This window comes from Brevundimonas sp. Leaf168 (assembly GCF_001423685.1).
Classification (GTDB): domain Bacteria; phylum Pseudomonadota; class Alphaproteobacteria; order Caulobacterales; family Caulobacteraceae; genus Brevundimonas; species Brevundimonas vesicularis_C.
Map to the genome: position 1 here is coordinate 50,301 of NZ_LMOY01000012.1, position 22,743 is coordinate 73,043.

Consider the following 22,743-nt stretch of genomic DNA (forward strand, 5'->3'; position numbering starts at 1 on the left):
CGTGCCCTACATCCTGAGCCTCGTTACATTCCTGCCCCTCGTCGGGGCCCTGGCGATCTTCGTCGCCCGGTTGACGTCCAAGTCGGCCGACGCGACCGCGCCGGCCGCCCGCTGGATCGCGTTGATCACCACCCTGGTCACTCTGGCGGTGTCGGTCGTGCTGGTCGCCGGTTTTGACCCCGCAAACACCGGCTATCAGTTCGTGGAGCTGGTTCCGTGGTTCGCGGGCGCCAGCTATCACCTGGGCGTCGACGGCATCTCGATCCTGTTCGTGCTGCTGACGGCCTTCCTGATGCCGATCTGCATCCTGGCTAGCTGGAAGTCGGTCGAGACGCGCGTCGTTGAATACATGATCGCTTTCCTGGTGCTGGAGACGCTGGTCATCGGGGTGTTCACCTCGCTGGACCTGTTCCTCTTTTACATCTTCTTCGAAGGCACCCTGGTGCCTATGTTCCTGATCATCGGCATCTGGGGCGGTCAGAACCGCATCTATGCGGCCTACAAGTTCTTCCTCTACACCCTGCTGGGATCCGTCCTGATGCTGCTGGCCATGCTGTGGATGGCGCACGAAGCGGGCACCACCAGCATTCCCGAACTGAAGCGTTTCGCCTTCGATCCGGCTGTCCAGCCGATCCTGTGGCTGGCCTTCTTCGCTTCGTTCGCGGTCAAGATGCCGATGTGGCCGGTCCACACCTGGTTGCCCGACGCCCACGTCCAGGCGCCGACGGCCGGTTCGGTCATCCTGGCCGGCATCCTGCTGAAGCTGGGCGGATACGGCTTCATCCTGTTCAACGTGCCGATGTTCCCGATGGCGTCGGAGATGTTCCGGCCGCTGATCTTCACCCTGTCGGTGATCGCCATCGTCTATACGTCGCTGGTCGCCTGGCGTCAGACGGACATCAAGAAGTTGATCGCCTATTCGTCCGTGGCCCACATGGGCTTTGTGACCCTGGGCATCTTCGCCGGCAACGACATCGGCATGCAGGGCGCCATCTTCCAGATGATCAGCCACGGGCTGATCTCGGGCGCGCTGTTCCTGTGCGTTGGCGTCGTCTACGACCGGATGCACACTCGCGAGATCGCCTTTTACGGCGGCCTGACGTCCAAGATGCCGTGGTACGCCGCCATCTTCCTGATGTTCACCATGGCCAACGTCGGCCTGCCGGGCACCTCGGGCTTCATCGGCGAAGTGCTGACCATGACGGGGGCCTACAACGCCTCGACCTGGGCGGCGCTGGTCGCGGCCTCGGGCGTCATCTTCTCGGCGGTCTATGCCCTGACCCTGTACCGCGCGGTCATGTTCGGCGAGATCACCAATCCGAAGCTTGAGACCATCACCGACATCGACAAGCGCGAGCTGCTGCTGTTCGTGCCCCTGATCGTCGGCACCATCTGGCTGGGGGTCCATCCGGCCTCTGTCCTCGATTACACCGGGCCTGCCGTCGAGGCCCTGACCAGCGCGTATCGCGCCGCGATCGGCGGGTGAGACTTACAGATGCCTGATCTATTCTCCGCCCTGCATCACGCCGCCTCGGAAGTCACCCTCGCGGTCGGCGCCCTGGTCCTGCTGATGGTCGGCGCCTTCATGGGCGACAAGAGCGCCCGTCTGGTCTCGATCCTGTCGGTCCTGCTGCTGATCGCCGCGTCGGTCATCTCGATCGTCGGACCGTGGGGCGTCGCCTTCAACGGCGCCTATGTCGCCGATCCGCTGGCCATCTACGCCAAGAGCCTGATCTATCTGTCGGCCGCCGTTGCGGTCGTGCTGGGTGACGGCTGGATGAAGCGCACGCGCATCGCCAAGTTCGAATATCCGGTCCTGATCGTGCTGGCCTCGGCCGGCATGGGGATGATGGCGTCCTCGGGCGACCTGATCTCCATGTACGTCGGGATCGAGCTGCACTCGCTGGCCCTGTATGTTCTGGCCGCCTTCCACCGCAACGACGTCAAGGCGTCGGAAGCGGGCCTGAAGTATTTCGTCCTGGGCGCGCTGTCGTCGGGCCTGCTGCTGTATGGCGCCAGCCTGATCTACGGCTTCGCCGGATCGATGCGGTTCGAAGACATCGCCGCCGTCGCCGCCGACAATCCCGGCCCGGGCCTGGTCTTCGGCCTGGTCTTCCTAATCTGCGGCCTGGCGTTCAAGGTTTCGGCCGCGCCGTTCCACATGTGGACGCCCGACGTCTATGAAGGCGCGCCGACGCCGGTCGTGGCCCTGTTCGCTACGGCGCCCAAGGTCGCGGCCATGGTGCTGATCGCCCGCGCGCTGGAAAACGGTTTCGGCGACGCTCACGCGCAGTGGTCGCAGGTCCTGATCGCCATCTCGCTGATCAGCTTCGTCGTCGGCGCCTTTGGTGGTCTGGCGCAGAAGGACATCCAGCGCCTGCTGGCCTATTCGTCGATCGCCAACATCGGTTACGCCCTGCTGGGCATTGCGGCGGGCACGGCCGAGGGCTTGCAGGCCATGCTGATGTTCATGACGCTGTATGTCATCGATCAGTTGGGCTTCTTCGCCATCCTGCTAAGCCTGTCCAAGTCGGGCCGTCCGATCCGCCGCATCGCCGATCTGGCTGGCTTGAAGAAGGACCGGCCGCTGACGGCTGTGGCCCTGACCATCCTGTCGCTATCGGTCCTGGGCATGCCGCCGTTCTCGGGCTTCTGGGGCAAATATTATGTGTTCGGCGCCGCCGCCGATGCAGGACTGTGGCCCGTCGCGGCCGCCGGTCTGGTCGCCTCGGTCGTCGCCGCCTTCTACTATCTGCGCATCCTCAAGCTGATGTGGTTTGATGCGCCGGTGGATGACATCGCCACAGACGCCGCCCCAGTCGAGGCGAAGTGGATCGGCTGGGCCTGCGCCGCCTTCGCCTTCCCGTTGGTCATCGTCGGTCTGACGTGGCTGGAGCCGCTGACCAAGGCTGCGAGCGCCGGCTTCGGGAACGGGTAGGGCGTTGGCGCCCGTCCCTCTGGTCATCCTCGACGAGATCGACTCGACCAACGCCGAGGCGCGCCGTCTTGCCGAGGCCGGAGAGGCGGGCCCGCGCTGGATCGTGGCGCGCCGCCAGACCGCCGGCCGCGGTCGGCGGGGTCGCAAGTGGGACACCGATCAGGGCAATCTGGCCGCCACCCTTCTGATCACTACGCCCAAGTCGGCGGCGGAGGCGGCCCAAGCCACCTTCATCGCGGCCCTGGCCGTCGCGGATCTGCTCGACGTCTTCGTCTCGCCCGCACTCGTTTCGATCAAATGGCCCAACGACGTCCTGCTGGACGGGGTCAAGGTGTCGGGCATCCTGGTCGAATCCGGCCGGCACGCGAACGGCGACCTCTGGCTGGCGGTCGGCATCGGCGTGAACCTCGCCCATGCACCCGAGGGCACCGAACGGGGGGCGACCTCGGTTGCCGAGCGTCTGCGCGCCGACCTGGCCTATGTCCCGCCGATCGAGGCCGCCGCCGAAATCCTGGCCGAGACTTTCGCCGTCTGGTGGGGGCGCTGGCAGACGATGGGCTTCGAGCCCGTGCTCGACGCCTGGACCAGTCGTCTGACGGGCCTGAACGGACCGTGCGTCGCGCGTCTGGACAATGAGACGCTGGAAGGATTGGCCGAGGGCGTGGAGCCAGATGGCGCCCTGCGCCTGCGTCTGGCCGACGGCTCCGTGCGTTTGATTTCCGCCGGCGACGTCTTCTTCGGGAAAGCCGCCTGATGCTTCTCGCCATCGAGCAGGGCAACACCAATACGCTGTTCGCGGTCCACGACGGCACGGATTGGATCGCCCAGTGGCGCGCCGCGACCGAGGCCAGCCGTACAGCCGACGAGTACGCCGTCTGGCTGAATCAGTTGATGGTGATGAAGGGGCTGAAGTTCGACGCGCTCGGCGGCTGCATCATCTCCAGCGTCGTGCCGCAATCGATCTTCAATCTGCGCAACCTGGCGCGGCGCTATCTGAACATCGAACCCCTGGTCATCGGCGAGAACGCCGAGCTGGGCATCGAGGTGCGGATCGCCAAGCCCAGCGAGGCGGGCGCCGATCGTCTGGTGAATGCTGTGGGCGCCTCGCTGACGTATCCCGGCGACCTTCTGCTGATCGACAGCGGCACGGCGACGACCTTCGACATCGTTTCGGGCGACGGCGCATTCGAGGGCGGTCTGATCGCGCCCGGCATCAATCTGTCGCTTCAGGCCCTGCATGAAGCTGCCGCCAAACTGCCGCGCATCGCCATTCAAAAACCCGAACACGTCATCGGCAAGGGCACGGTCGAGGCCATGCAGTCCGGCGTTTTCTGGGGCTATATCTCGTTGATCGAAGGCCTGGTCGGGCGCATCAAGGCGGAGTGGGGCAAGCCCATGACGGTCGTCGGCACCGGCGGGGTCGCCAGCCTGTTCGAAGGCGCGACCGACAGCATCGATCACTTCGATCCCGACCTGACTATTCGCGGCCTCCTCGAAATCTGGCGTCGTAACGCCCATTTGACTGATTGAATGAAAAAGCAAACCCAAGACGAACTCGTTTTCCTGCCGCTCGGCGGCTCGGACGAGGTCGGTATGAACCTGAACGCCTATGGCTTCGGCCCAGAGGCGAACCGTGAATGGCTGATCGTCGATGTCGGCGTCACCTTCGGCGACCTGTCCACGCCCGGCGTGGATGTGATCGTGCCGGATCCCACCTTCCTGGAGGGTGAGAACATCAAGGGCATCGTGCTGACCCACGCGCACGAAGATCACATCGGCGCCCTGGGCTGGCTGTGGCCGCGCATCAAGGCGCCGATCTACGCCACGCCCTTCACCGCCTATCTGATCCGCGACAAGCTGCGCGAGCGTGGCATTCTGGACGAGGTCGAACTGATCGAGGTGCCGCTGGGCGGGACCGTCGATATCGGCACGTTCGGCGTGACCTTCGTCAACATGACCCACTCGATCGCCGAGCCGAGCGGCCTGGCCATCGATACGCCGCTGGGAATGGTGTTCCACACCGGCGACTGGAAGATCGACGACCAGCCTGTGATCGGCACCAAGACCGACGCCCCCGTCATCCGCGCCCTGGGCGACGAAGGCGTGCTGGCCATGGTCTGCGATTCGACCAATGTCTTCGTGCCGGGCGTCGCCGGGTCCGAAGGCGATGTCGCCGTCGCCATCTCCAAGCTGATCGCCAGCCTGAAGGGGCGCGTCGCGGTCGGCTGTTTCGCGTCCAACGTCGCCCGTATGGACAGCGTGATCCGCGCGGCCGAGGCCTGCGGGCGTCGCGTGGCCCTGGCCGGCCGGTCGATGCACCGGATCACGGCGGCGGCCAAACACGTCGGCATGCTGAAGGACGTGAAACCCTTCCTATCGGACGAGGAGGCCCGCGTCTGGCCCGCCGATCAGATTCTGTATCTGTGCACCGGCAGCCAGGGTGAGGCGAGGGCGGCGCTGTCGCGCGTCGCTGACGGCACCCACCCGGTCGTGAAACTGGGTCTGGGCGACCACTGCATCTTCTCGTCGCGCCAGATCCCCGGCAACGAACTGGCGATCGGCAATCTGCAGGACCGCCTCGCGGATCGCGGTGTGCGTCTCTATACCGAGAAGGATCACCCGGGCATCCACGTCTCGGGCCACCCCTGCCGTGACGAGCTGAAGCAGATGTACGAATGGGCTCGGCCGCAGATCGCGGTGCCGACCCACGGCGTGCGTCGCTTTCTTCTGGAACACGCCAACCTGGCCAAGGATATGGGCGTTCCCGAAACGGTGACGCCGCGCAACGGCGACATGGTCCGCCTGGCCCCTGGCCCAGCCAAAATCATCGACGAGGTGCCGAACGGCCGCCTCTATGTCGACGGCGGCATGCTGGTGACCGAGCAAGGCGAGGCCTTGAAGGAACGTCGTCACGCCTCGACCAACGGCGTGCTGATCGTCAGCTTCGCCCTGGACAAGCGCGGTCGCATCGCCAGCGACATCGACATCCGCAGCGTTGGCCTGCCAGGCGATACCGCCACGCCGCTCGGCGATGCGCTGGACAAGCTGGCAGAGCGCGTCGAACAGGTGGTCAAGGGCCTGAAGGGCGATGCTCTGGACGATGAAATGGTCATCGAACAGGCTGTCGCCCGCGTGCTGAAAAAGGCCAGCCAGCAAATCTGGGATCGTCGTCCCATCGTCGAGACGGTCGTCCTGCGCGTCTGATGCAACCTTGACCGTTTGGGCGCATTGGTCATGCGCCTGAACGGTCGGGGAAACGCATGTCGAAAAAGCCTGCCCGTGCGCGCCGCCTGCTGGAGCGGATTCGGCACGCCCGTCATCCGCTGCGCGGTTGGCGGCGGTGGGCGGTGATTGCGGGGCAGGGGCTAGTCGGCTTCGTCGCCCTGTTCGCCGTGGTCAATCTGGTGCTCAGCCTGTCGACCTTCCGGGGCGAAGACCCTTTGGCGCGGACGGTTCACGAACTGCGCGTGCTGTGGTTCAGCCCGCCCGACGGCCAACCGATGTCGCCGATCGCCTTTCCGACCGTATATGGCCGCGATCTGGGACCAGCGCCCGACACCGCCGCCATCCATGCCTATCTGGAGCGCGAGGCGGAGGACGGCGTCTTTCTGCTCGACCACGTCATGGTCGATCGCATCCTGAAGCTGAACGGCCGGATCGATGCGCGCAGCGTGCCGTCGGGCGTCTATGTCGGCGCCCATGCCCTGGGACCGGACGGTATGCCTATGGTGCCGGTGACCAAATTCATGGCGCAATATCTGCTGTTTCCGCGCCATGCCTATATTCTGGTCGTGCCTGAGAACGGGCCGGCCATCGCCTTCTCCGCCAGTCAGAACGCCAAGTTCGGCATCGACATTCATCCCGAACGACTGTCGGCCGAGATCGCGTCGTTCGATCCGAACGCCTATGACTTTCCCAGTTCGGGCGAGGCGCTGCACGAGATGACCCGCATCACCAATGACCGGGCGCGCGTCGCGACGGCCGTCGAAACGCTGAAGGGCGCCCAGGCTCGCCTGGCTCAGGAAGGCCTGACCTACGGCCTTCTGGCGCCGAACTCGAACACGGCGGTCGGTTGCGTGCTGCAAGGCGCCGGGGCGATCACGCAGCAGGCGCGCTCTTCGATCCTTCTTGCGCTACGGGCGCCGGGGTTTGGCGCATCGTGCGAATAGCGGTCGCGCCGACGACCTCAACTCGGATATATCCATGCCGATGACCGAGCGACTCTTCCTGCTGAACCCCGACTGGCACGACGATCAGGGCGGTCCGTGGTTCTGCCCGCCCGGCGCCTATATCGAGGGTGTCCTGGCCTTCTATCCTCAGCTTCGCGATGCGCTGGACGTCGTCTATCTGGACCATCCGCGCCCACGCCAGCCGGTCATCGACCAGGTCGGCGAGACGCATCAGAGCTGCCCCATCCTGATCCTGGACGGCGAACTGGATTGGCCCGAGGCCGAGGTCAGCGAAACGACCGGCCGGCGGTTTCTTCAGGATCACGCCATCGCTCCCTATCTGGCGGCCCGCTACGGCGTCGGCCGGCCCCATCCCTAGAGGTCCGTCATGCCCATCGGCGTCTTCACCATGGTCGGCATCTACATCATCGCCTGGTGGACGGTCCTGTTCGCCGTGCTGCCGCTGGGCACGGCGAGCGAGACGCACGAGCCGCCGACCGATGGCTCACAATGGGGCGCGCCCAAGACGCCCAATCTGAAGAAGAAGTTCCTGACCACCACCTGGGTCTCAGCCTTGGTCTGGGTGTTCGTGATGGTGCTGATCTTCACGGGCTGGCTGCCCCTGCCGAACTTCGCCAGCGGCCCGGCCGTCTAAACGACGCATCGGCCTAGCTTTCGCCCCGTCCGAGCGGCTAAAGCCTTGTTCCGTCTCTACGCCTAGGATTCCCGACCATGCGCCTGTCGCGCTTTTTCCTGCCCACGCTGAAGGAAGCTCCTTCGGACGCCCAGATCGTCTCGCACCAGCTGATGCTGCGCGCCGGCATGATCAAGCAGGAGGCCGCCGGCATCTACGCCTGGCTGCCGCTGGGTTTGAAAGTTCTGCGCAAGATCGAGCAGATCGTGCGCGAGGAGCAGATGCGGGCCGGGGCGGTCGAACTGTTGATGCCGACGCTGCAACTGGCCGACCTGTGGCGCGAGAGCGGCCGCTATGATGCCTACGGTCCCGAGATGCTGCGGATCACCGACCGGCATGAGCGCGAGCTGCTGTACGGACCGACCAACGAGGAGATGATCACCGACATCTTCCGGGCCTATGTGAAGTCCTACAAGTCGCTGCCGCTGAACCTGTTTCACATCCAGTGGAAGTTCCGCGACGAGCGCCGTCCGCGCTTTGGCGTGATGCGCGGCCGCGAGTTCCTGATGAAGGACGCCTATTCCTTCGACGTGGACGAGGCCGCGGCCCGCGTCGCCTACAATCGCATGTTCGTCGCCTATCTGAACACCTTCGCCCGCATGGGCCTGAAGGCCGTGCCGATGCGCGCCGACACCGGCCCCATCGGCGGCGATCTGAGCCACGAGTTCATCGTCCTGGCCGAAACTGGCGAGAGCGAGGTCTTCTGCGACCGCAAGCTGGTCGAGATGCCCGCGCCCGGCGACGACTTCAGCCCCGAAGCCGTCCAGGTCGTCTTCGACGAACGCACCGCCCTCTACGCCGCCACCGAAGAGATGCACGATCCGTCGCAGTTCGAGGCCAAGACCGCCGAGGGCGACCGCCTGTCGGCGCGCGGCATCGAGGTCGGCCACATCTTCTACTTCGGCACGAAATACTCCGCCCCGATGAAGGCCAAGGTCGCCGGGCCTGACGGGCAGGACGCCGAGGTCCACATGGGCAGCTATGGCGTCGGCGTGTCGCGCCTGCTGGGCGCCATCATCGAAGCGAGCCACGACGCCGGCGGCATCATCTGGCCCGATGCGGTCGCGCCTTTCGACGTGGTCGTGATCAATCTGCGCGCCAATGACGAGGCCGTCTCGGCCGCCTGCGAAGACGCGGTGGCCCGGCTTGAAAAGCTCGGCAAGGACGTCCTGTACGACGACACCGACGAACGTCCCGGCGGCAAGTTCGCAACTGCCGACCTGATCGGCGTGCCGTGGCAGCTGACCATCGGTCCGAAGGGATTGGCGGACGGCGTGGTCGAACTGAAACGTCGCGCCACTGGCGAGAAGGTCTCCGTAACGCTCGCCGAAGCTATCGAAAGGCTGACCGCTTGAGCCTGCCGTCTCGTCCATCCGGCGCCTTCTCCTCGTGGGAGATCGGCCTGGCCCTGCGCTACCTGCGCGCCAAGCGCAAGGAAGGCGGCGTCGCCACCATCGCGGTGATCAGCTTCATCGGCATCATGCTGGCCGTCGCCGTCCTGATCAGCGTGATGAGCATCATGTCCGGCTTCCGCAGCGAACTGCTGGGCCGCATGCTGGCGTTCAACGGCCACATGTATGTGCAGGGGCAGGTCCTGACCTCGCCGGATCGCGAAGCCGCCCTTAAGCGCATCCAGGCCGTGCCGGGCGTCGCCAGCGCAAGTCCGCTGAACGAGGCGCAAAGCCTGATCCGCGTCGGCAGCTATACGACCGGCGCCATCGCCAAGGGCATCCGCCCTGAGGATCTGGCCAAGACCCAGTATGTCTTCGACAGCTTAAGCCCGCAGGAACGCGCCAGCTTCGGCAAGGGCCCTTATGGCGGCGACCGCATTCTGGTCGGCGCGGCCTTGGCCAACTCCATGGGCCTGCGCGTCGGCGATCCTGTGACCCTGTATTCGCCGACCGGGGCCGACAGCGCCTTCGGCAATCTCGGCGGACTTGAGAAGACCTATTTCGTCGGCGGCCTGTTCCGCTCGGGCGCCGCCGACTATGACCGCGCCTTCATCTTCATGCCTCTGGAGCAGCAGCAGCTCTTCTTCGGCAAGGAAGGGGTCTGGGACGCGATCGAGATCAAGGTCGACGATCCCGATCAGGTCGGCGCCCTGACCGCCGCCATCCGCGACGCGGCCGGTCCCGGCTCGGTCGTCAGCGACTGGCGCGAGCGGCTCGCCGCCTTCTATGGTGCGCTGAAGGTCGAACGCGTGGCCATGAGCATCATCCTGGGCCTCGTCGTCGCCATCGCCGCCATGAACATCATCTCCGGCATCGTCATGCTGGTGAAGAACAAGGGCCGCGACATCGCCATCCTTCGCACCATCGGCGCCAGCCCCTCGGCGATCCTGCGCGTCTTCTTCATGGCCGGCGCCATGATCGGGGTCGCGGGCACCATCGCGGGGCTGATCCTGGGTCTGCTGTTCTGCTGGAACATCGGCTCGATCCAGCATTTCCTGGAGTTCGTGCTGCAGACCAAGCTGTTCGATTCCGACGTCTATATGCTGGACGCCATCCCGGCCCTGGTCGATCCGGTGGACGTGACCTGGGTGGCCTTCTGGTCCCTGTTGATGAGCTGTATCGCCAGCCTGCCGCCGTCCTGGAACGCGTCTCGCATCGATCCCGTGGAGGCGCTTCGCTATGAGTAAGGCTCCCATCCTTTCGGTGCGCGGCCTGACCCGTACCTATGACACCGCCCAAGGCGGTCTGACCGTGCTGAAGGGCGTGGATCTGGACGTCTATCCCGGCGAACTGGTCGGACTGATCGGACCGTCGGGCTCGGGCAAGTCGTCGCTGCTGCACGCCGCCGGCCTGTTGGAGAAGCCCACCAGCGGCACGGTCGCCATCGACGGCGAACAGGTCGGTGATCTCGACGAGCGCGCCCGCACGCGTCTGCGCCTGGGCCGGATCGGCTTCGTCTATCAGTTCCACCACCTGCTGCCCGAGTTCGATGCGCGCGACAATGTCGCCCTGCCGATGCGGATCGCCGGGGTGGCCCAGGACGAGGCGCGCAAACGCGCCGAGGTCACGCTGACGGCCCTGGGGCTAGGCGAACGCCTGACGCACCAGCCGGCTCAGCTGTCGGGCGGCGAACAGCAGCGCGTCGCCATCGGTCGCGCGCTGGCCAACGGCCCACGCCTGCTGCTGGCCGACGAGCCGACAGGCAATCTGGATCCGACCACCAGCCAATCCGTTTTCGAATCCCTGCGCGACCTGGCCAAGACCACGGGCGTCGCCGCCCTGATCGCCACCCACAATATGGAGTTGGCCGGCCATATGGACCGCGTCTTCGCCCTGAAGGACGGTCATCTGGAACAGCGCGAGGCCCAGAGCCACGCCTACTGAGCCACGCCTATCGATCAGCTGACGGCGGCGTCGCCCCAGATCGCTCGCAGGCGTTCGGGGCGGCGGCATCCGATCCGGTAAGCCTGATAGCTGGCGGCGTGGCGCTTGGCGTAGTTCTGGTGCTCCTCACCCGCTGGCCAGAACCGCTGGGCGCCGACAACCGGCGTGGTGAAGCTCTTTCTCAACACCCGCATCGCCGCATCGCGCGAGGCGACGGCGTCCGTGCGTTGGGCCGCTGTCGCAAAGACGGCGGATCGATAGGACGGCCCCTGGTCGCAGAACTGACCGTTAGGATCCGTCGGGTCGATGGTGCGCCAATAGCGATCGACCAGTGTGCGATAGCTGACCACACGCGGATCGAAGGTCACCTGCACCGCCTCCATATGGCCGGTGCCGCCGCGCACCACCTGCTCATAGGTCGGGTTGGCGGTATGGCCGCCGACGAAGCCCGATACGGCCGAGCGTACCCCCGGCACGTCATCGAATGCTTTTTCTTCCGACCAGAAGCAGCCGCCTGCGAAGATCGCGGTCTGAAAAGCCGTCTGCGCTTCGGCCTGACGGGTCAGAGGCGCGCCGATCGCCAGCGCAGCGACAGTCAAGGTTGCAACGGCGGCGAGGGCGTTCGTGCGAAGGGACATGGTCTCATCTCCTGTTGCATTGACTACGACGGCGACGCGCAAACGGTTTCACGGAGAACGACTTGACTGGAACAAAACGCCAACATAGAACATTAGCAGAACATATCGGATGTCTCGGAGCCAAGGTCATGCCGCGTTTGATGAGGGATATGCTGTCGCTGGCGTCATGCGGCGGTTTCGTCTGGATGGTCTGGACCGTGGCGATCAGCGTCACCGCCTGAGATCAGACGAATTAGACACTTTAGACGGTGTTTTTTTCGAGGACTGTCTGAAGCCAGCGATCCACAGCCGATCCGTCAGGCGACCGGTTTGCGATGGCCGCGCGCCGCCCGATATGAGACTCAGGGTAGAGTAGGGCTCTTCAACGGGCCAGGGTCGAAGAAGGCGTGAACGAGCCGGTGAACAGTCAGGGTTTTGTCCATCTGCGGGTCCGCTCGGCCTATTCGCTGCTGGAAGGCGCGATCAAGGCGGCTAAGGTCGGCAAGCTGGCGGCCGACGCCGGAATGCCGGCGGTCGGGGTGGCGGACCGGGCCAATCTGTTCGGCGCGCTGGAGTTCAGCCAGACCGCGAAGGATGCAGGCGTTCAGCCGCTCGTGGCCTGCGCCCTGCCGGTCTTCGGCATCGGCGGCCAGATCAACGCTCGCTGGGCCAAGGTTCCGACCGTGGTTCTGCTGGCCCAGGATACGGCCGGGTGGCTGAACCTGTGCGCGTTGTCGTCATCCGCCTATCTGGACGCCGGAGAAATGGCCGAGCCGGGCGTGGCCTGGGAGCAGGTCGTCGCCCGCTCCGAAGGCCTGATCCTGCTGTCCGGAGGCCCGGACGGCCCGGTCGATCCGCTGTTCGCCCAAGGCAAGAAGGCCGATGGCGCCGCTGCTCTGGCGGCGATGAAGGCGGCGTTCGGCGACCGCTTCTACGTCGAGCTGCAACGCCACGGGTTGGAGGACGAAAAGCGCGCCGAGCCGGGGCTGGTCGAATGGGCATATGCCAACGATGTGCCGCTGGTCGCCACCAACGACGTCTATTACGCGAAGGCGGCGCAGGCTAAATCCCACGACGCCCTGCTGTGCATCGCCGATGGCGCCTTCACCGGCCAGGAGGATCGCCGCCGCATCACCGGCGAACACTGGTTCAAGCCCGCCGCCGTCATGCGCGAGCTGTTCGCCGACCTGCCCGAGGCTTGCGACAATACCATCGACATCGCGCGTCGCTGCGCCTTCCTGGTCAATACTCACGCGCCCATCCTGCCGCGCTTCGATACCGGCGCCGGGCGCTCCGAGGCCGATGAACTGGCCCACCAGGCGCGCGAGGGGCTGAAGGTCCGCCTGACCGAGGTCACGCCGGCCGTGCCGGAAGAGGAATACTGGACCCGTCTGGAATGGGAGGTCGGGATCATCCAGCAGATGGGCTTCCCCGGCTACTTCCTCATCGTGTCGGACTTCATCAAATGGGCCAAGACCCACGGCATTCCGGTGGGGCCGGGGCGGGGCTCCGGCGCCGGCTCGCTGGTCGCCTGGTCCCTGACCATCACCGATCTGGACCCACTGCGGTTCGGCCTGCTGTTCGAGCGATTCCTGAACCCCGAACGCGTCTCCATGCCCGACTTCGACATCGACTTCTGCCAGGAGCGGCGCGAAGAGGTGATCGACTATGTGCAGGACCGCTACGGCAAGGACCGGGTGGCCCAGATCATCACCTTCGGCACCTTGCAGGCGCGGGCCGTGTTGCGCGACGTGGGCCGGGTGCTGCAGATGCCGCTGGGTCAGGTCGACCGGCTCTGCAAGATGGTGCCGAACAACCCGGCCGCGCCCGTCACCCTGGCCCAGGCCATCGACATCGAGCCGCGCCTGAAGGAGGCGAGGGACGCCGAGCCGGCGGTGAAGACCCTGCTGGAAACCGCGCTGGAGCTGGAGGGGCTATACCGCAACGCCTCGACCCACGCCGCGGGCATCGTCATCGGCGACCGGCCTCTGACGGAACTGGTGCCGCTGTATCAGGATCCGCGCTCCACTATTCCAGCGTCCCAGTTCAACATGAAATGGGTCGAGCCAGCGGGGCTGGTGAAGTTCGACTTCCTGGGCCTCAAGACGCTGACGGTGCTGGATCGGGCGCGCGGCTATCTCGAACGGCGCGGCGCAGCCAAGGACTGGAACAGCCTGCCGCTGGACGATGCGCGCACGTATGAGCTGATGGCCTCTGGCCAGACGGTTGGGGTGTTCCAGCTGGAATCCCAGGGCATGCGCGACACCCTGCGCAAGATGCGCTGCGGCTCCATCGAAGAGATCACCGCTCTCATTTCGCTCTACCGGCCGGGGCCGATGGAGATGATCGACACCTATATCGACCGTAAGTTCGGGCGCGCCGAGGTCGACTATCTGCACCCCAGCCTGAAAGAGGTGCTGACCGAGACCTACGGCGTCATCATCTACCAGGAACAGGTGATGAAGATCGCCCAGATCCTGGCGGGCTACAGCCTGGGCGAGGCCGACCTGCTGCGCCGGGCCATGGGCAAGAAGAAGAAGGAGGAGATGGATTTCCAGCGCCTCCGCTTCGTCAAGGGCGCCGCCGAAAAGGCCGTGCCGGAGGCGCAATCCGGCTCCATCTTCGACCTGGTGGCCAAGTTCGCCGGATACGGCTTCAACAAGTCGCACGCCGCCGCCTACGCCCTGATCTCGTTCCAGACGGGTTGGCTGAAGGCCAATCAGCCGGTCGAGTTCTTCGCGGCCTCCATGAGCCTGGACTTGTCGAACACAGACAAGCTGGCGGTCTTCTATCAGGACGCCAAACGGTTCGACGTGCCGGTCCTGGCGCCCGACATCAATCGCTCGTCGGCCGACTTCGACGTGGCCTGGGACGACGACAAGGGGGCGGTGCTCTACGCCCTGGGCGCGATCCGAAACGTGGGTCTCGAGGCGATGAAACACGTCATCGAGGTGCGCGAGACGGGCGGCCGCTTCGCCGACATTTTCGACTTCCTCGAGCGCGTCGATCCGCGCAGCGTGAACAAGCGCGCACTGGAAGGTCTGGCCAAGGCCGGCGCCTTCGACAGCATCCACCCCAACCGCCGTCAGTTGCTGGAACAGGCCGACGTTCTGATGGCCTATTGCCAGAGCGTGGCGGCCGAACGCGCCTCGTCTCAGGTGTCATTGTTTGGCGGCGACCAGGCCCATGCCGCTCGGCCGCGTCTGAAGAGCGTCGAACCCTGGGTCGGGCCGGAGAGGCTGGATCACGAACTGTCGGCGGTCGGCTTCTATCTGTCGGGCCACCCGCTGGACGAGATGACCTCGGCTCTGAAGCGCAAGCGCGTCACCTTCGTCGCCGAAGCCATACCGCTGGCGGAATCCGGCCACGAAGCCTTCCAGATGGCCGGCGTCGTGCGCCGCAAGCAGGAGCGGGCCAGCGCGCGGACGGGCGAGAAGTTCGCCTTCGTGACCTTCTCGGATCCGACCGGCGAGTTCGAATGCCTGTTCCCGCCCGAACAACTGCGCAAATGCCGCGAGGTGCTGGAGCCCGGCGCCTCGGTGATGGTGCGGGTGCGCGCCAAGTCGTCGGAGGGGGAGGTGCGCTTCTTCGGCGACGACGCCTCGCAAATGGACAATCTGCTGGACGACGCCAACATCGGCCTTCGTATCCATGTCTCGGCTCGCAGCGCTGACGCCGAGGCGCTAAAGGCGCGGCTGGAACGCGCGCGATCGGGCGCGATCGGCAAGGGGGGCGAGGTGTCGCTGATGATCGCGGGTCTCGAGCAAGGGCGCGAGGTCGAGGTCAAGATTCCCGGCCGTTATCGTTTGGACGGGGCCCTGCGCGGCGCGCTGAAGTCAGCGCCGGGCGTCGTTATGCTGGAGGACGCCTAAGCCCTCTCAGATATGGTCAAGCTTTTGATTTTTCGGAACCTCACGGACGCGTGATGGGTTTGGTCAGTCCATAGGGAGACTGTTGCAATGAAATATCTCGCCATCGCCAGCGTCGCCTCGCTGGCCCTTCTCGCCGCCTGCAACCAGGGTGGCGACAGCGCCGCCCAGAACACCGGCGAAGCGGTCAACGCCACCCAGGACGCCACGTCCGGAGTCGTCGGCCAGACCTCGGCCATGACCATGGGCGCCAACACCGTCGACGGTTTCGTCACCGGCCTAGGCACCGGCAACATGTATGAGCTGGAAGCCGCCAAGATCGCCGCCGCCAAGTCCAAGAATGCGGACGTGAAGGCCCTGGCCGCCATGATCACCAAGGATCACACCGCCGCCGGCGAGAAGCTGGCCGCCGCTCAGGCGACCGCCGCGCCCAACGTCGCCATCCCCACGACGTTGGACGAACGCCGCAAGGGCCTGATCGACAATCTGAACGCCGCCACGCCGGACGACTTCGACAAGGTCTATCTGGACCAACAAGTCGCCGCCCACAACGAGACGCTGACGCTGCTGAACGGCTTTGCCGACAACACCGAAGCGCCGGCTCTGGCCACCCTGGCGCGCGAGCTTGTGACGCCCGTCACTGCACACCGCGACCGCGCCCGGACCCTGCTGGACGCGATGAAGTAAAAGCAGCCGTTGCATTGCTGACCAAAGGCGGTCCCGAAAGGGGCCGCCTTTTCCGCATTTGCAGGGCTGCGCTTGCTATTGCGGCCCATCCGGCCTACATGGCCCCCGCATTTCGCAACGCGGGAGAGGCGCGCTTCGGGGAGACATCCCGATCCGCACCATTCCGAGGGTCTTCAGGCCTTTAATCCCCCGCGCCACGTTTGATCGGAAAAAGGACTGAACGATCATGGCTCTGCCTGAATTCTCGATGCGCACCCTGCTTGAAGCCGGCGCCCACTTCGGCCACCAGACGCACCGCTGGAACCCGAAGATGGACCGCTACATCTTCGGCTCGCGCTCGAACATCCACATCATCGACCTGTCGCAGACGATGCCGCTGTTCCACCAGGCTCTGGTGGCCGTGCGCGAAGTCGCCGCCAAGGGCGGTCGCGTTCTGTTCGTCGGCACCAAGCGCCAAGCCGCAGAGCCGGTCGCCGAAGCCGCCAAGCGCTGCGCCCAGTACTACATGAACAACCGTTGGCTCGGCGGCACGCTGACCAACTGGCGCACCGTGTCGGGCTCGATCGCTCGTCTGCGTGAGCTGGAAGGCATTCTGGAAAACGGCGGCGAAGGCCGCGTCAAGAAAGAGCTGCTGAACCTGCAGCGCGAGAAGGACAAGCTTGAGCTGTCGCTGGGCGGCATCAAGGACATGGGTTCGATCCCGGACATCATGTTCGTGATCGACACCAACAAGGAAGCGATCGCGATCCAGGAAGCCCGCAAGCTGAACATCCCGATCATCGCCATCCTGGACACCAACTCGGATCCGGACGGCATCACCTATCCGGTCCCCGGCAACGACGACGCCGCCCGCGCCATCCAGACCTACTGCGATCTGATCGCCGACGCCGTCCTGGACGGCCTGGCCGCCGGCGCTTCGGCCTCGGGCATCGACCTGGGCGCTTCGGAAGCTCCGGTCGAGCCGATGCTGCGTGAAGCCTCGGCCCCCAAGGCTGAAGCCGAAGCCGCGCCGGCCGGCACGGAAGGCGCCGCTGCCGAACTGGAAGCCGCTGCTGAGCCGGATGTCGAAACCGAGAAGGCCGAGGGCTGATCGCCCGCCGGGCGGCGTTCGCGTTCTTGAGCGCCGCCTGACGAACTGACACACGGCCGGGCTAAATCAGTCCGGCCGTTCCCACATACGAAATCCCCAAGGAGAAGAACATGGCCGAGATCACTGCCGCCCTCGTGAAGGAGCTTCGCGAGCGTTCGGGCGTCGGCATGATGGACTGCAAGAAGGCGCTGGTCGAAAACGACGGCAACATCGAAGCAGCAATCGACTGGCTGCGCGCCAAGGGCCTGTCCAAGGCCGCTAAGAAGGCCGACCGCGTCGCCGCCGAAGGTCTGGTCGCCGTCGCGTCGAAGGAAGACGGCAAGGGCGAAGTCGCCGCCGCCATCGAGTTCAACGCCGAAACCGACTTCGTCGCCCGCAACGAGCTGTTCCAGAACGCCGCCAAGTCGTTCGCCCAGCTGGGTCTGGAGCACCATTCTGTCGAGGCCCTGCACGGCGCCGAACTGGAAGCCGGCAAGACGGTCCAGGACGAAGTGACCAACATGATCGCCACCATCGGCGAGAACATGCAACTGCGCCGCGCCGCCCGCCTGTCGGTGTCGGAAGGCGTCGTCTCGACCTACGTCCACAACGCGGTTTCGCCGGGCGTCGGCCGCATCGGCGTGCTGGTCGCGCTGGAAGGCGAGGGCGACAAGACCGCGCTTCGCGAACTGGGCCGCAAGATCGCCATGCACGTTGCCGCCACCGCGCCGCTATCGCTGAACACCGACGACCTGGACCCCGCCGCCATCGAGAAGGAACGCACCGTTCTGACCGAAAAGGCCAAGGAAGAAGGTCGCCCGGAAGCCATGATCGCCAAGATCGTGGAAGGTCAGATCAACAAGTTCCAGAAGGACGTGGTGCTGTCCAAGCAGCCGTTCGTCATGGATCCGGACGTGACCATCGAACAACTGGTCGCCAACTCGGCCAAGGAACTGGGCTCCTCCAACCTTCACCTGGCCGGCTTCGTCCGCCTGGCGCTGGGTGAAGGCGTCGAGAAGGTCGAAGGCCCCGACTTCGCGTCGGAAGTCGCCTCCATGATGGGCGGCAACTAAAAAACATTCCCCTCATTCGTGAGGGTTTTGTATCAGAAGGGCGCGTTCGGCTTTGATGGCCGGCGCGCCTTTCGTCTATAAGAAGCCGCCTGATTCAATGGCGCCGCAGTCAAACGGACCTTCCCGCATGCCCGACGCCCCCTCGACCTTCCGCTACAAACGCGTCCTGCTGAAGGTATCGGGCGAGGTGCTGATGGGCGACCAGTCGTTCGGCGTCGATATGAAGACGGTCGATGCTGTAGCCAAGGCCGTCGCGGACGTCGCGGCCGAGGGCGTGGAAATCTGTCTGGTCATCGGCGGCGGCAACATCTTCCGCGGTCTGTCGAAGGCGGCGGCCGGCATGGAGCGCGCCCAGGCCGACTATATGGGCATGCTTGCGACGATCATGAACGCTTTGGCCATGCAGTCGGCGCTGGAGAAGATCGGCGTCTCGACCCGCGTGCAGAGCGCCATTCCAATGGCGGCCATCGCCGAACCCTACATCCGCCGTCGCGCCTTGCGTCATCTGGAAAAGGGCCGGGTCGTGATCTTCGCCGCCGGCGTGGGCGCACCGTTCTTCACCACGGACTCGGGCGCAGCGTTGCGTGCGGCGGAGATGGGCTGTGACGCCCTGCTGAAGGGCACTAGCGTGGACGGGGTCTATACCGCCGACCCGAAGAAGGATCCTGACGCGACGCGGTATGAGACGCTGTCCTATCAGGATGTGCTGGCCAAGGATCTGCGCGTGATGGACGCCTCGGCCATCGCCATGATGCGCGACACGGGCATACCGATCGTGGTCTTCTCCATTCGGGAAGACAATTCGCTGCGCCGGACCCTGACTGGCGAAGGCACGTTCACGGTCATTCAGGACGTCGCCTGAACGTTCGCCTGACCAGGAAAGACAAGAGAGACCAAGACCATGGCAAAGCCTGACCTCAAGACCTATCGCGACCGCATGGATCGCTCCGTCGCCGCTCTGAAGGAAGAGTTCAGCGGTCTGCGCACCGGTCGCGCCAACGCCGGCCTGCTGGAGCCCGTACGGGTCGAAGCCTACGGCTCGGCCTCGCCCCTGACCGCCGTCGCCGCGATCAGCGTGCCCGAGCCGCGCATGATCAGCGTCAGCGTCTGGGACAAGGGCATGGTGGTCGCCGTCGAAAAGGCGATCCGCAACGCCAATCTGGGCCTGAACCCGATCGTGGACGGCCAGACCCTGCGCATTCCGGTGCCGCCTCTGACCGAGGAACGCCGCAAGGACCTGGTCAAGCTGGCCGGCAAATACGCCGAGCAGCAGAAGATCTCGGTTCGCAACGTTCGCCGCGACGCCAACGACGACCTGAAGAAGGCCGAGAAGGCCGGCGAGATCAGCCAGGACGAGCAAAAGAAGATGGAGACCGAGGTCCAGAAGGACACCGACGCGGCCATCAAGCGCATCGACGAGACCTTGAAGACCAAGGAACAAGAGATCATGCAGGTCTGAGGCGAAACGGCTGGGTCCGGAAGGGATCGCACGACAGATGACGGCAGACCGCGCCGCGCCTTCAGGCCAAAGCCCAGACAAGCAGGGTCAGGACGGCCCGCGCCACGTCGCCATCATCATGGACGGCAATGGACGCTGGGCGAAGGCGCGCGGCCTGCCGCGGGCCCTGGGCCACCGCGAAGGCGTCCAGGCGCTGAAGCGTACGATCCAGGCGGCGCCGGATCTGGGCATCGATTGCCTGACGGTGTTCGGCTTCTCGACCGAGAACTGGAGCCGGCCCGAGGACGAAGTGTCGGACCTGATGGGACTGGTGCGGTCCTACGTCGCTAGCGATCTGGCCCGGCTGACCAAGGCCGGCGTCCGGCTGAAGATCCTGGGGCGACGCCAGGGACTGCCGGCCGATATCGCCGCCATCATCGAACGGGCCGAGGCCCAGACCGCCCATAACGACAGATTCCTGTTGCAGGTCGCCTTCAACTACGGCGGTCGCGCGGATCTGGTGGACGCGGCGCGTGGCCATATGGAGCGAGTGCTGGCGGGCGAGACGGTCGAGCCTTTCAACGAGGCGATCCTGACGGCCGGGCTGGCCACGGCGGGCTCGCCGCCGCTGGATTTGATCGTGCGCACGTCGGGCGAGCAGCGGCTGTCGAACTTCCTGTTGTGGGAGGCGGCCTACGCCGAGCTCGTGTTCCAGGACATTCTGTGGCCCGACTATGGCCCCAAGGCCTTGGCTGAGGCGATCTCGGCCTTTGGTCAGCGCGACCGCCGTTTCGGCGGACGCGTGATCGCGCCTGAGCGCGCGACGGCCTGATGGCGGTCAAGGGTCGGGATATCGCCCTCAGGGCTGCGTCCGCCGTCGTGCTGGCGCCCGCCGCGGTCGCTGCGACGTGGGGCGGCGGCGTGTGGTTTCTGGCGCTGATGATCGCGGCCAGCGTCGTCCTGGCGTTCGAATGGGCGGCGATGAGTGCGCCGCATGCGCGCCGCGTCATGGGCGGCGCGGTCAGCTTCGGCGTCGTGGCGGCGGTGATCAGCGCCCATTTCGGGGCCATGTCCGTCGCCTTCATCATGCTGGTGTTCGGCGCGGTCGCGGCCGGAGTCTATGCCCGCAGCCGAGGGCAGGAGGCGCTGGATGCCGCCTACGGCGTACTCTATCTCGGCTGGCCTTCGGTCCTGTTGATCTGGCTGCGCGACGTCGACAGTTTGATCGGGCTGCACTGGACCGTGCTGGTCTTCGCCGTCGCCTGGTCGGCCGACATCGTGGCCTATCTGGCGGGATCCACCTTCGGCGGACCCAAGCTGTGGCCGCGCTTCTCGCCGAACAAGACCTGGTCCGGGTTCATCGGCGGCGTTGCGGCCGGCGCGGTTGCGGGCGCCGTCATGACGGCCTGGGTCAATATGGGGGCCTTGAGCGTCGTCTGGGGGGCAGTGCTGGGCTTTGCCGCGGCCTTGGCGACCATGGCGGGCGACCTGTGGGAATCGGCGCTGAAGCGACGGTTCGGGGTCAAGGATGCGGGCAACACCATTCCGGGCCACGGCGGCCTGCTGGACCGCGTCGATGGCCTGATGTTCGCGGTCGTCGTCGTCGCGGCGGGCCGACTGATCGTCCTTATGCTGGAGCGTGGGGCGTGATCCGGCGTCGCATCACCGTGCTTGGCGCAACCGGATCGGTCGGCGCCTCCACACTGGACCTGATGGCTCAAGCCGAGGCGACGGGCACAGGCGCGTTTGAGGTCGAGGTCCTCACGGGCGGCGCCAATATCGCCAAACTGGCCGAACAGGCCAGGCGCTGGCGGCCTAAGCTGGCCGTGACCGCCGATCCGGCGCGATTGGACGACCTGCGCGACGCCTTGTCCGGCACGGATGTCTCTGTCGCCGCCGGCGACGCCGCGATCGTCGAGGCGGCGACGCGACCCGCCGACTGGATCATGGCGTCCATCGTCGGAGCGGCGGGTTTGAAGTCCGCGTGGGCGGCCGCGGGAACGGGTGCGACCCTGGCGCTGGCCAACAAGGAAAGCCTGGTCTGCTGCGGGCCCGCCCTGATCGAACGGGTCAGTCGGGCAGGGGGGCGCTTGATCCCCGTCGATTCCGAGCACTCCGCCATCTTCCAGGTGTTTCCGGCCGAAGCGCCTGAGCGGGTAGCCAAGCTGATCCTCACCGCATCGGGCGGGCCTTTTCGCAATACGCCGCGCGAACAGATGGTCGCCATTACGCCGGAACAGGCCGTCGCCCACCCCAACTGGAGCATGGGCGCCAAGATTTCAGTCGATAGCGCCACCATGGCCAACAAGGGCCTGGAGATGATCGAGGCGGCCTATCTGTTCGATATGCCGCAGGATCGGATCGACGTCGTGGTGCACCCCGAATCGATCATCCACAGCCTTGTGGAATATGTGGATGGTTCGACCCTCGCTCAGATGGGGCCGCCGGATATGCGTACGCCGATCGCCTGCGCCCTGGCCTGGCCGGATCGGATAGCGTGGCCGGCGCCCAAGCTGAATCTGGCTGCTCTGGGTCGGTTGACGTTCGAAGCGCCCGATCTGACGCGCTTTCCCGCCCTCGATCTGGCGCGTCAGGCCCTGAAGGCGGGCGGCGCGACGCCCGCCGTGTTCAACGCCGCCAACGAGGTCGCCGCCTTCGCCTTCCTTGACCGCAAGCTGGCGTTTCTCAATATTGCCGCAGTCGTCGCCGAAACCCTTGAGCGTGCGACGAAAGCGGGGATGGCTTTCGGTTCTGGAGACGCCTGCGGCGCGGCCCTTTCGGTCGACGCCGAGACGCGTCGAATGGCCGAGAGCGTCATCGCTGGCCTTGCGAATGCGGCCTGACAGCAGGCCAG

The 22,743-nt window shown here is 65.6% G+C and carries 21 protein-coding genes; 20 read left to right on the top strand and 1 reads right to left on the bottom strand.

The features are described 5' to 3' along the window. Position 1 precedes the first annotated feature (1 nt). From ASF81_RS12700 to ASF81_RS12750, 11 genes are all read left to right on the top strand, one after another. Positions 2-1,486: an NADH-quinone oxidoreductase subunit M gene (locus ASF81_RS12700; protein ID WP_055809088.1), complete on the top strand. Its 1,485-nt coding sequence runs from the start codon at positions 2-4 to the stop codon at positions 1,484-1,486. Between the two features lie 9 nt (positions 1,487-1,495). Further along, on the top strand, positions 1,496-2,938 hold the full coding sequence (gene nuoN, locus ASF81_RS12705; protein ID WP_055809090.1) for an NADH-quinone oxidoreductase subunit NuoN: 1,443 nt from the start codon (positions 1,496-1,498) through the stop codon (positions 2,936-2,938). A gap of 4 nt (positions 2,939-2,942) precedes the next feature. Further along, positions 2,943-3,692 carry a biotin--[acetyl-CoA-carboxylase] ligase gene (locus ASF81_RS12710; protein ID WP_082503565.1) on the top strand — a complete coding sequence of 250 codons (750 nt, stop codon included), beginning with the start codon at positions 2,943-2,945 and terminating at the stop codon, positions 3,690-3,692. After that, a complete protein-coding gene (locus ASF81_RS12715; RefSeq protein ID WP_055809093.1) occupies positions 3,689-4,468 on the top strand; it encodes a type III pantothenate kinase in 780 nt (259 codons plus the stop codon). Before ASF81_RS12710 ends, ASF81_RS12715 begins: the two co-directional genes overlap by 4 nt. Then, on the top strand, positions 4,469-6,142 hold the full coding sequence (locus ASF81_RS12720; RefSeq protein WP_055753498.1) for a ribonuclease J: 1,674 nt from the start codon (positions 4,469-4,471) through the stop codon (positions 6,140-6,142). Between the two features lie 56 nt (positions 6,143-6,198). Then, positions 6,199-7,107: a hypothetical protein gene (locus tag ASF81_RS12725; protein ID WP_055809094.1), complete on the top strand. Its 909-nt coding sequence runs from the start codon at positions 6,199-6,201 to the stop codon at positions 7,105-7,107. A gap of 40 nt (positions 7,108-7,147) precedes the next feature. Then, the gene (locus tag ASF81_RS12730) at positions 7,148-7,486 is read left to right on the top strand and encodes a DUF3088 family protein (RefSeq protein WP_055809302.1); all 339 of its coding nucleotides are present in this window, start codon (positions 7,148-7,150) and stop codon (positions 7,484-7,486) included. Positions 7,487-7,495: 9 nt separating this feature from the next. Beyond that, the gene (locus tag ASF81_RS12735) at positions 7,496-7,762 is read left to right on the top strand and encodes a DUF1467 family protein (RefSeq protein ID WP_055753501.1); all 267 of its coding nucleotides are present in this window, start codon (positions 7,496-7,498) and stop codon (positions 7,760-7,762) included. Between the two features lie 77 nt (positions 7,763-7,839). Beyond that, positions 7,840-9,156, top strand: coding sequence for a proline--tRNA ligase (gene proS, locus ASF81_RS12740; protein WP_055809095.1), 1,317 nt, complete (start codon positions 7,840-7,842; stop codon positions 9,154-9,156). After that, positions 9,153-10,439, top strand: a complete 1,287-nt coding sequence (locus ASF81_RS12745) for a lipoprotein-releasing ABC transporter permease subunit (protein WP_082465008.1) — start codon at positions 9,153-9,155, stop codon at positions 10,437-10,439. The genes proS and ASF81_RS12745 overlap by 4 nt, the downstream gene beginning before the upstream one ends. Next, positions 10,432-11,136: an ABC transporter ATP-binding protein gene (locus tag ASF81_RS12750; RefSeq protein WP_055809096.1), complete on the top strand. Its 705-nt coding sequence runs from the start codon at positions 10,432-10,434 to the stop codon at positions 11,134-11,136. Before ASF81_RS12745 ends, ASF81_RS12750 begins: the two co-directional genes overlap by 8 nt. 14 nt (positions 11,137-11,150) lie before the next feature. On the opposite strand, the gene msrA is transcribed toward ASF81_RS12750, so the two are convergent. Continuing rightward, positions 11,151-11,774 carry a peptide-methionine (S)-S-oxide reductase MsrA gene (msrA, locus tag ASF81_RS12755; protein ID WP_055809098.1) on the bottom strand — a complete coding sequence of 208 codons (624 nt, stop codon included), beginning with the start codon at positions 11,772-11,774 and terminating at the stop codon, positions 11,151-11,153. Between the two features lie 386 nt (positions 11,775-12,160). Here msrA and dnaE point away from each other — a divergent pair, with 386 nt between their 5' ends. From dnaE to dxr, 9 genes are all read left to right on the top strand, one after another. Continuing rightward, on the top strand, positions 12,161-15,625 hold the full coding sequence (gene dnaE / locus ASF81_RS12760) for a DNA polymerase III subunit alpha (protein WP_082503566.1): 3,465 nt from the start codon (positions 12,161-12,163) through the stop codon (positions 15,623-15,625). Positions 15,626-15,712: 87 nt separating this feature from the next. After that, positions 15,713-16,309, top strand: a complete 597-nt coding sequence (locus tag ASF81_RS12765) for a DUF4142 domain-containing protein (protein WP_055809100.1) — start codon at positions 15,713-15,715, stop codon at positions 16,307-16,309. Between the two features lie 226 nt (positions 16,310-16,535). After that, the gene (gene rpsB / locus ASF81_RS12770) at positions 16,536-17,399 is read left to right on the top strand and encodes a 30S ribosomal protein S2 (protein ID WP_055809103.1); all 864 of its coding nucleotides are present in this window, start codon (positions 16,536-16,538) and stop codon (positions 17,397-17,399) included. A 110-nt stretch (positions 17,400-17,509) separates the two neighbouring features. Further along, positions 17,510-18,451 carry a translation elongation factor Ts gene (gene tsf / locus ASF81_RS12775; RefSeq protein ID WP_055753506.1) on the top strand — a complete coding sequence of 314 codons (942 nt, stop codon included), beginning with the start codon at positions 17,510-17,512 and terminating at the stop codon, positions 18,449-18,451. Between the two features lie 127 nt (positions 18,452-18,578). Continuing rightward, entirely contained in the window at positions 18,579-19,313 is a 735-nt protein-coding gene (gene pyrH / locus ASF81_RS12780) for a UMP kinase (protein WP_045811327.1), read from the top strand. A 39-nt stretch (positions 19,314-19,352) separates the two neighbouring features. Further along, positions 19,353-19,910 carry a ribosome recycling factor gene (gene frr / locus ASF81_RS12785; RefSeq protein ID WP_055809105.1) on the top strand — a complete coding sequence of 186 codons (558 nt, stop codon included), beginning with the start codon at positions 19,353-19,355 and terminating at the stop codon, positions 19,908-19,910. A 37-nt stretch (positions 19,911-19,947) separates the two neighbouring features. Beyond that, the gene (gene uppS / locus ASF81_RS12790) at positions 19,948-20,721 is read left to right on the top strand and encodes a polyprenyl diphosphate synthase (protein WP_055809106.1); all 774 of its coding nucleotides are present in this window, start codon (positions 19,948-19,950) and stop codon (positions 20,719-20,721) included. Continuing rightward, positions 20,721-21,539, top strand: coding sequence for a phosphatidate cytidylyltransferase (locus ASF81_RS12795; RefSeq protein WP_055809107.1), 819 nt, complete (start codon positions 20,721-20,723; stop codon positions 21,537-21,539). The genes uppS and ASF81_RS12795 overlap by 1 nt, the downstream gene beginning before the upstream one ends. Beyond that, the gene (dxr, locus tag ASF81_RS12800) at positions 21,536-22,732 is read left to right on the top strand and encodes a 1-deoxy-D-xylulose-5-phosphate reductoisomerase (protein WP_055809109.1); all 1,197 of its coding nucleotides are present in this window, start codon (positions 21,536-21,538) and stop codon (positions 22,730-22,732) included. The genes ASF81_RS12795 and dxr overlap by 4 nt, the downstream gene beginning before the upstream one ends. The last annotated feature ends 11 nt before the right edge of the window (positions 22,733-22,743 follow it).

Excerpts from the sequence above, each read along its gene's own strand:
- uppS (WP_055809106.1), top strand. The coding sequence starts at position 19,948 with ATGACGGCAGACCGCGCCGCGCCTTCAGGCCAAAGCCCAGACAAGCAG.
- nuoN (WP_055809090.1), top strand. The coding sequence starts at position 1,496 with ATGCCTGATCTATTCTCCGCCCTGCATCACGCCGCCTCGGAAGTCACC.
- proS (WP_055809095.1), top strand. The coding sequence starts at position 7,840 with ATGCGCCTGTCGCGCTTTTTCCTGCCCACGCTGAAGGAAGCTCCTTCG.
- frr (WP_055809105.1), top strand. The coding sequence starts at position 19,353 with ATGGCAAAGCCTGACCTCAAGACCTATCGCGACCGCATGGATCGCTCC.
- pyrH (WP_045811327.1), top strand. The coding sequence starts at position 18,579 with ATGCCCGACGCCCCCTCGACCTTCCGCTACAAACGCGTCCTGCTGAAG.
- ASF81_RS12750 (WP_055809096.1), top strand. The coding sequence starts at position 10,432 with ATGAGTAAGGCTCCCATCCTTTCGGTGCGCGGCCTGACCCGTACCTAT.
- ASF81_RS12720 (WP_055753498.1), top strand. The coding sequence starts at position 4,469 with ATGAAAAAGCAAACCCAAGACGAACTCGTTTTCCTGCCGCTCGGCGGC.
- ASF81_RS12795 (WP_055809107.1), top strand. The coding sequence starts at position 20,721 with ATGGCGGTCAAGGGTCGGGATATCGCCCTCAGGGCTGCGTCCGCCGTC.
- rpsB (WP_055809103.1), top strand. The coding sequence starts at position 16,536 with ATGGCTCTGCCTGAATTCTCGATGCGCACCCTGCTTGAAGCCGGCGCC.
- msrA (WP_055809098.1), bottom strand. The coding sequence starts at position 11,774 with ATGTCCCTTCGCACGAACGCCCTCGCCGCCGTTGCAACCTTGACTGTC.
- ASF81_RS12735 (WP_055753501.1), top strand. The coding sequence starts at position 7,496 with ATGCCCATCGGCGTCTTCACCATGGTCGGCATCTACATCATCGCCTGG.
- ASF81_RS12765 (WP_055809100.1), top strand. The coding sequence starts at position 15,713 with ATGAAATATCTCGCCATCGCCAGCGTCGCCTCGCTGGCCCTTCTCGCC.
- ASF81_RS12730 (WP_055809302.1), top strand. The coding sequence starts at position 7,148 with ATGACCGAGCGACTCTTCCTGCTGAACCCCGACTGGCACGACGATCAG.
- ASF81_RS12725 (WP_055809094.1), top strand. The coding sequence starts at position 6,199 with ATGTCGAAAAAGCCTGCCCGTGCGCGCCGCCTGCTGGAGCGGATTCGG.
- tsf (WP_055753506.1), top strand. The coding sequence starts at position 17,510 with ATGGCCGAGATCACTGCCGCCCTCGTGAAGGAGCTTCGCGAGCGTTCG.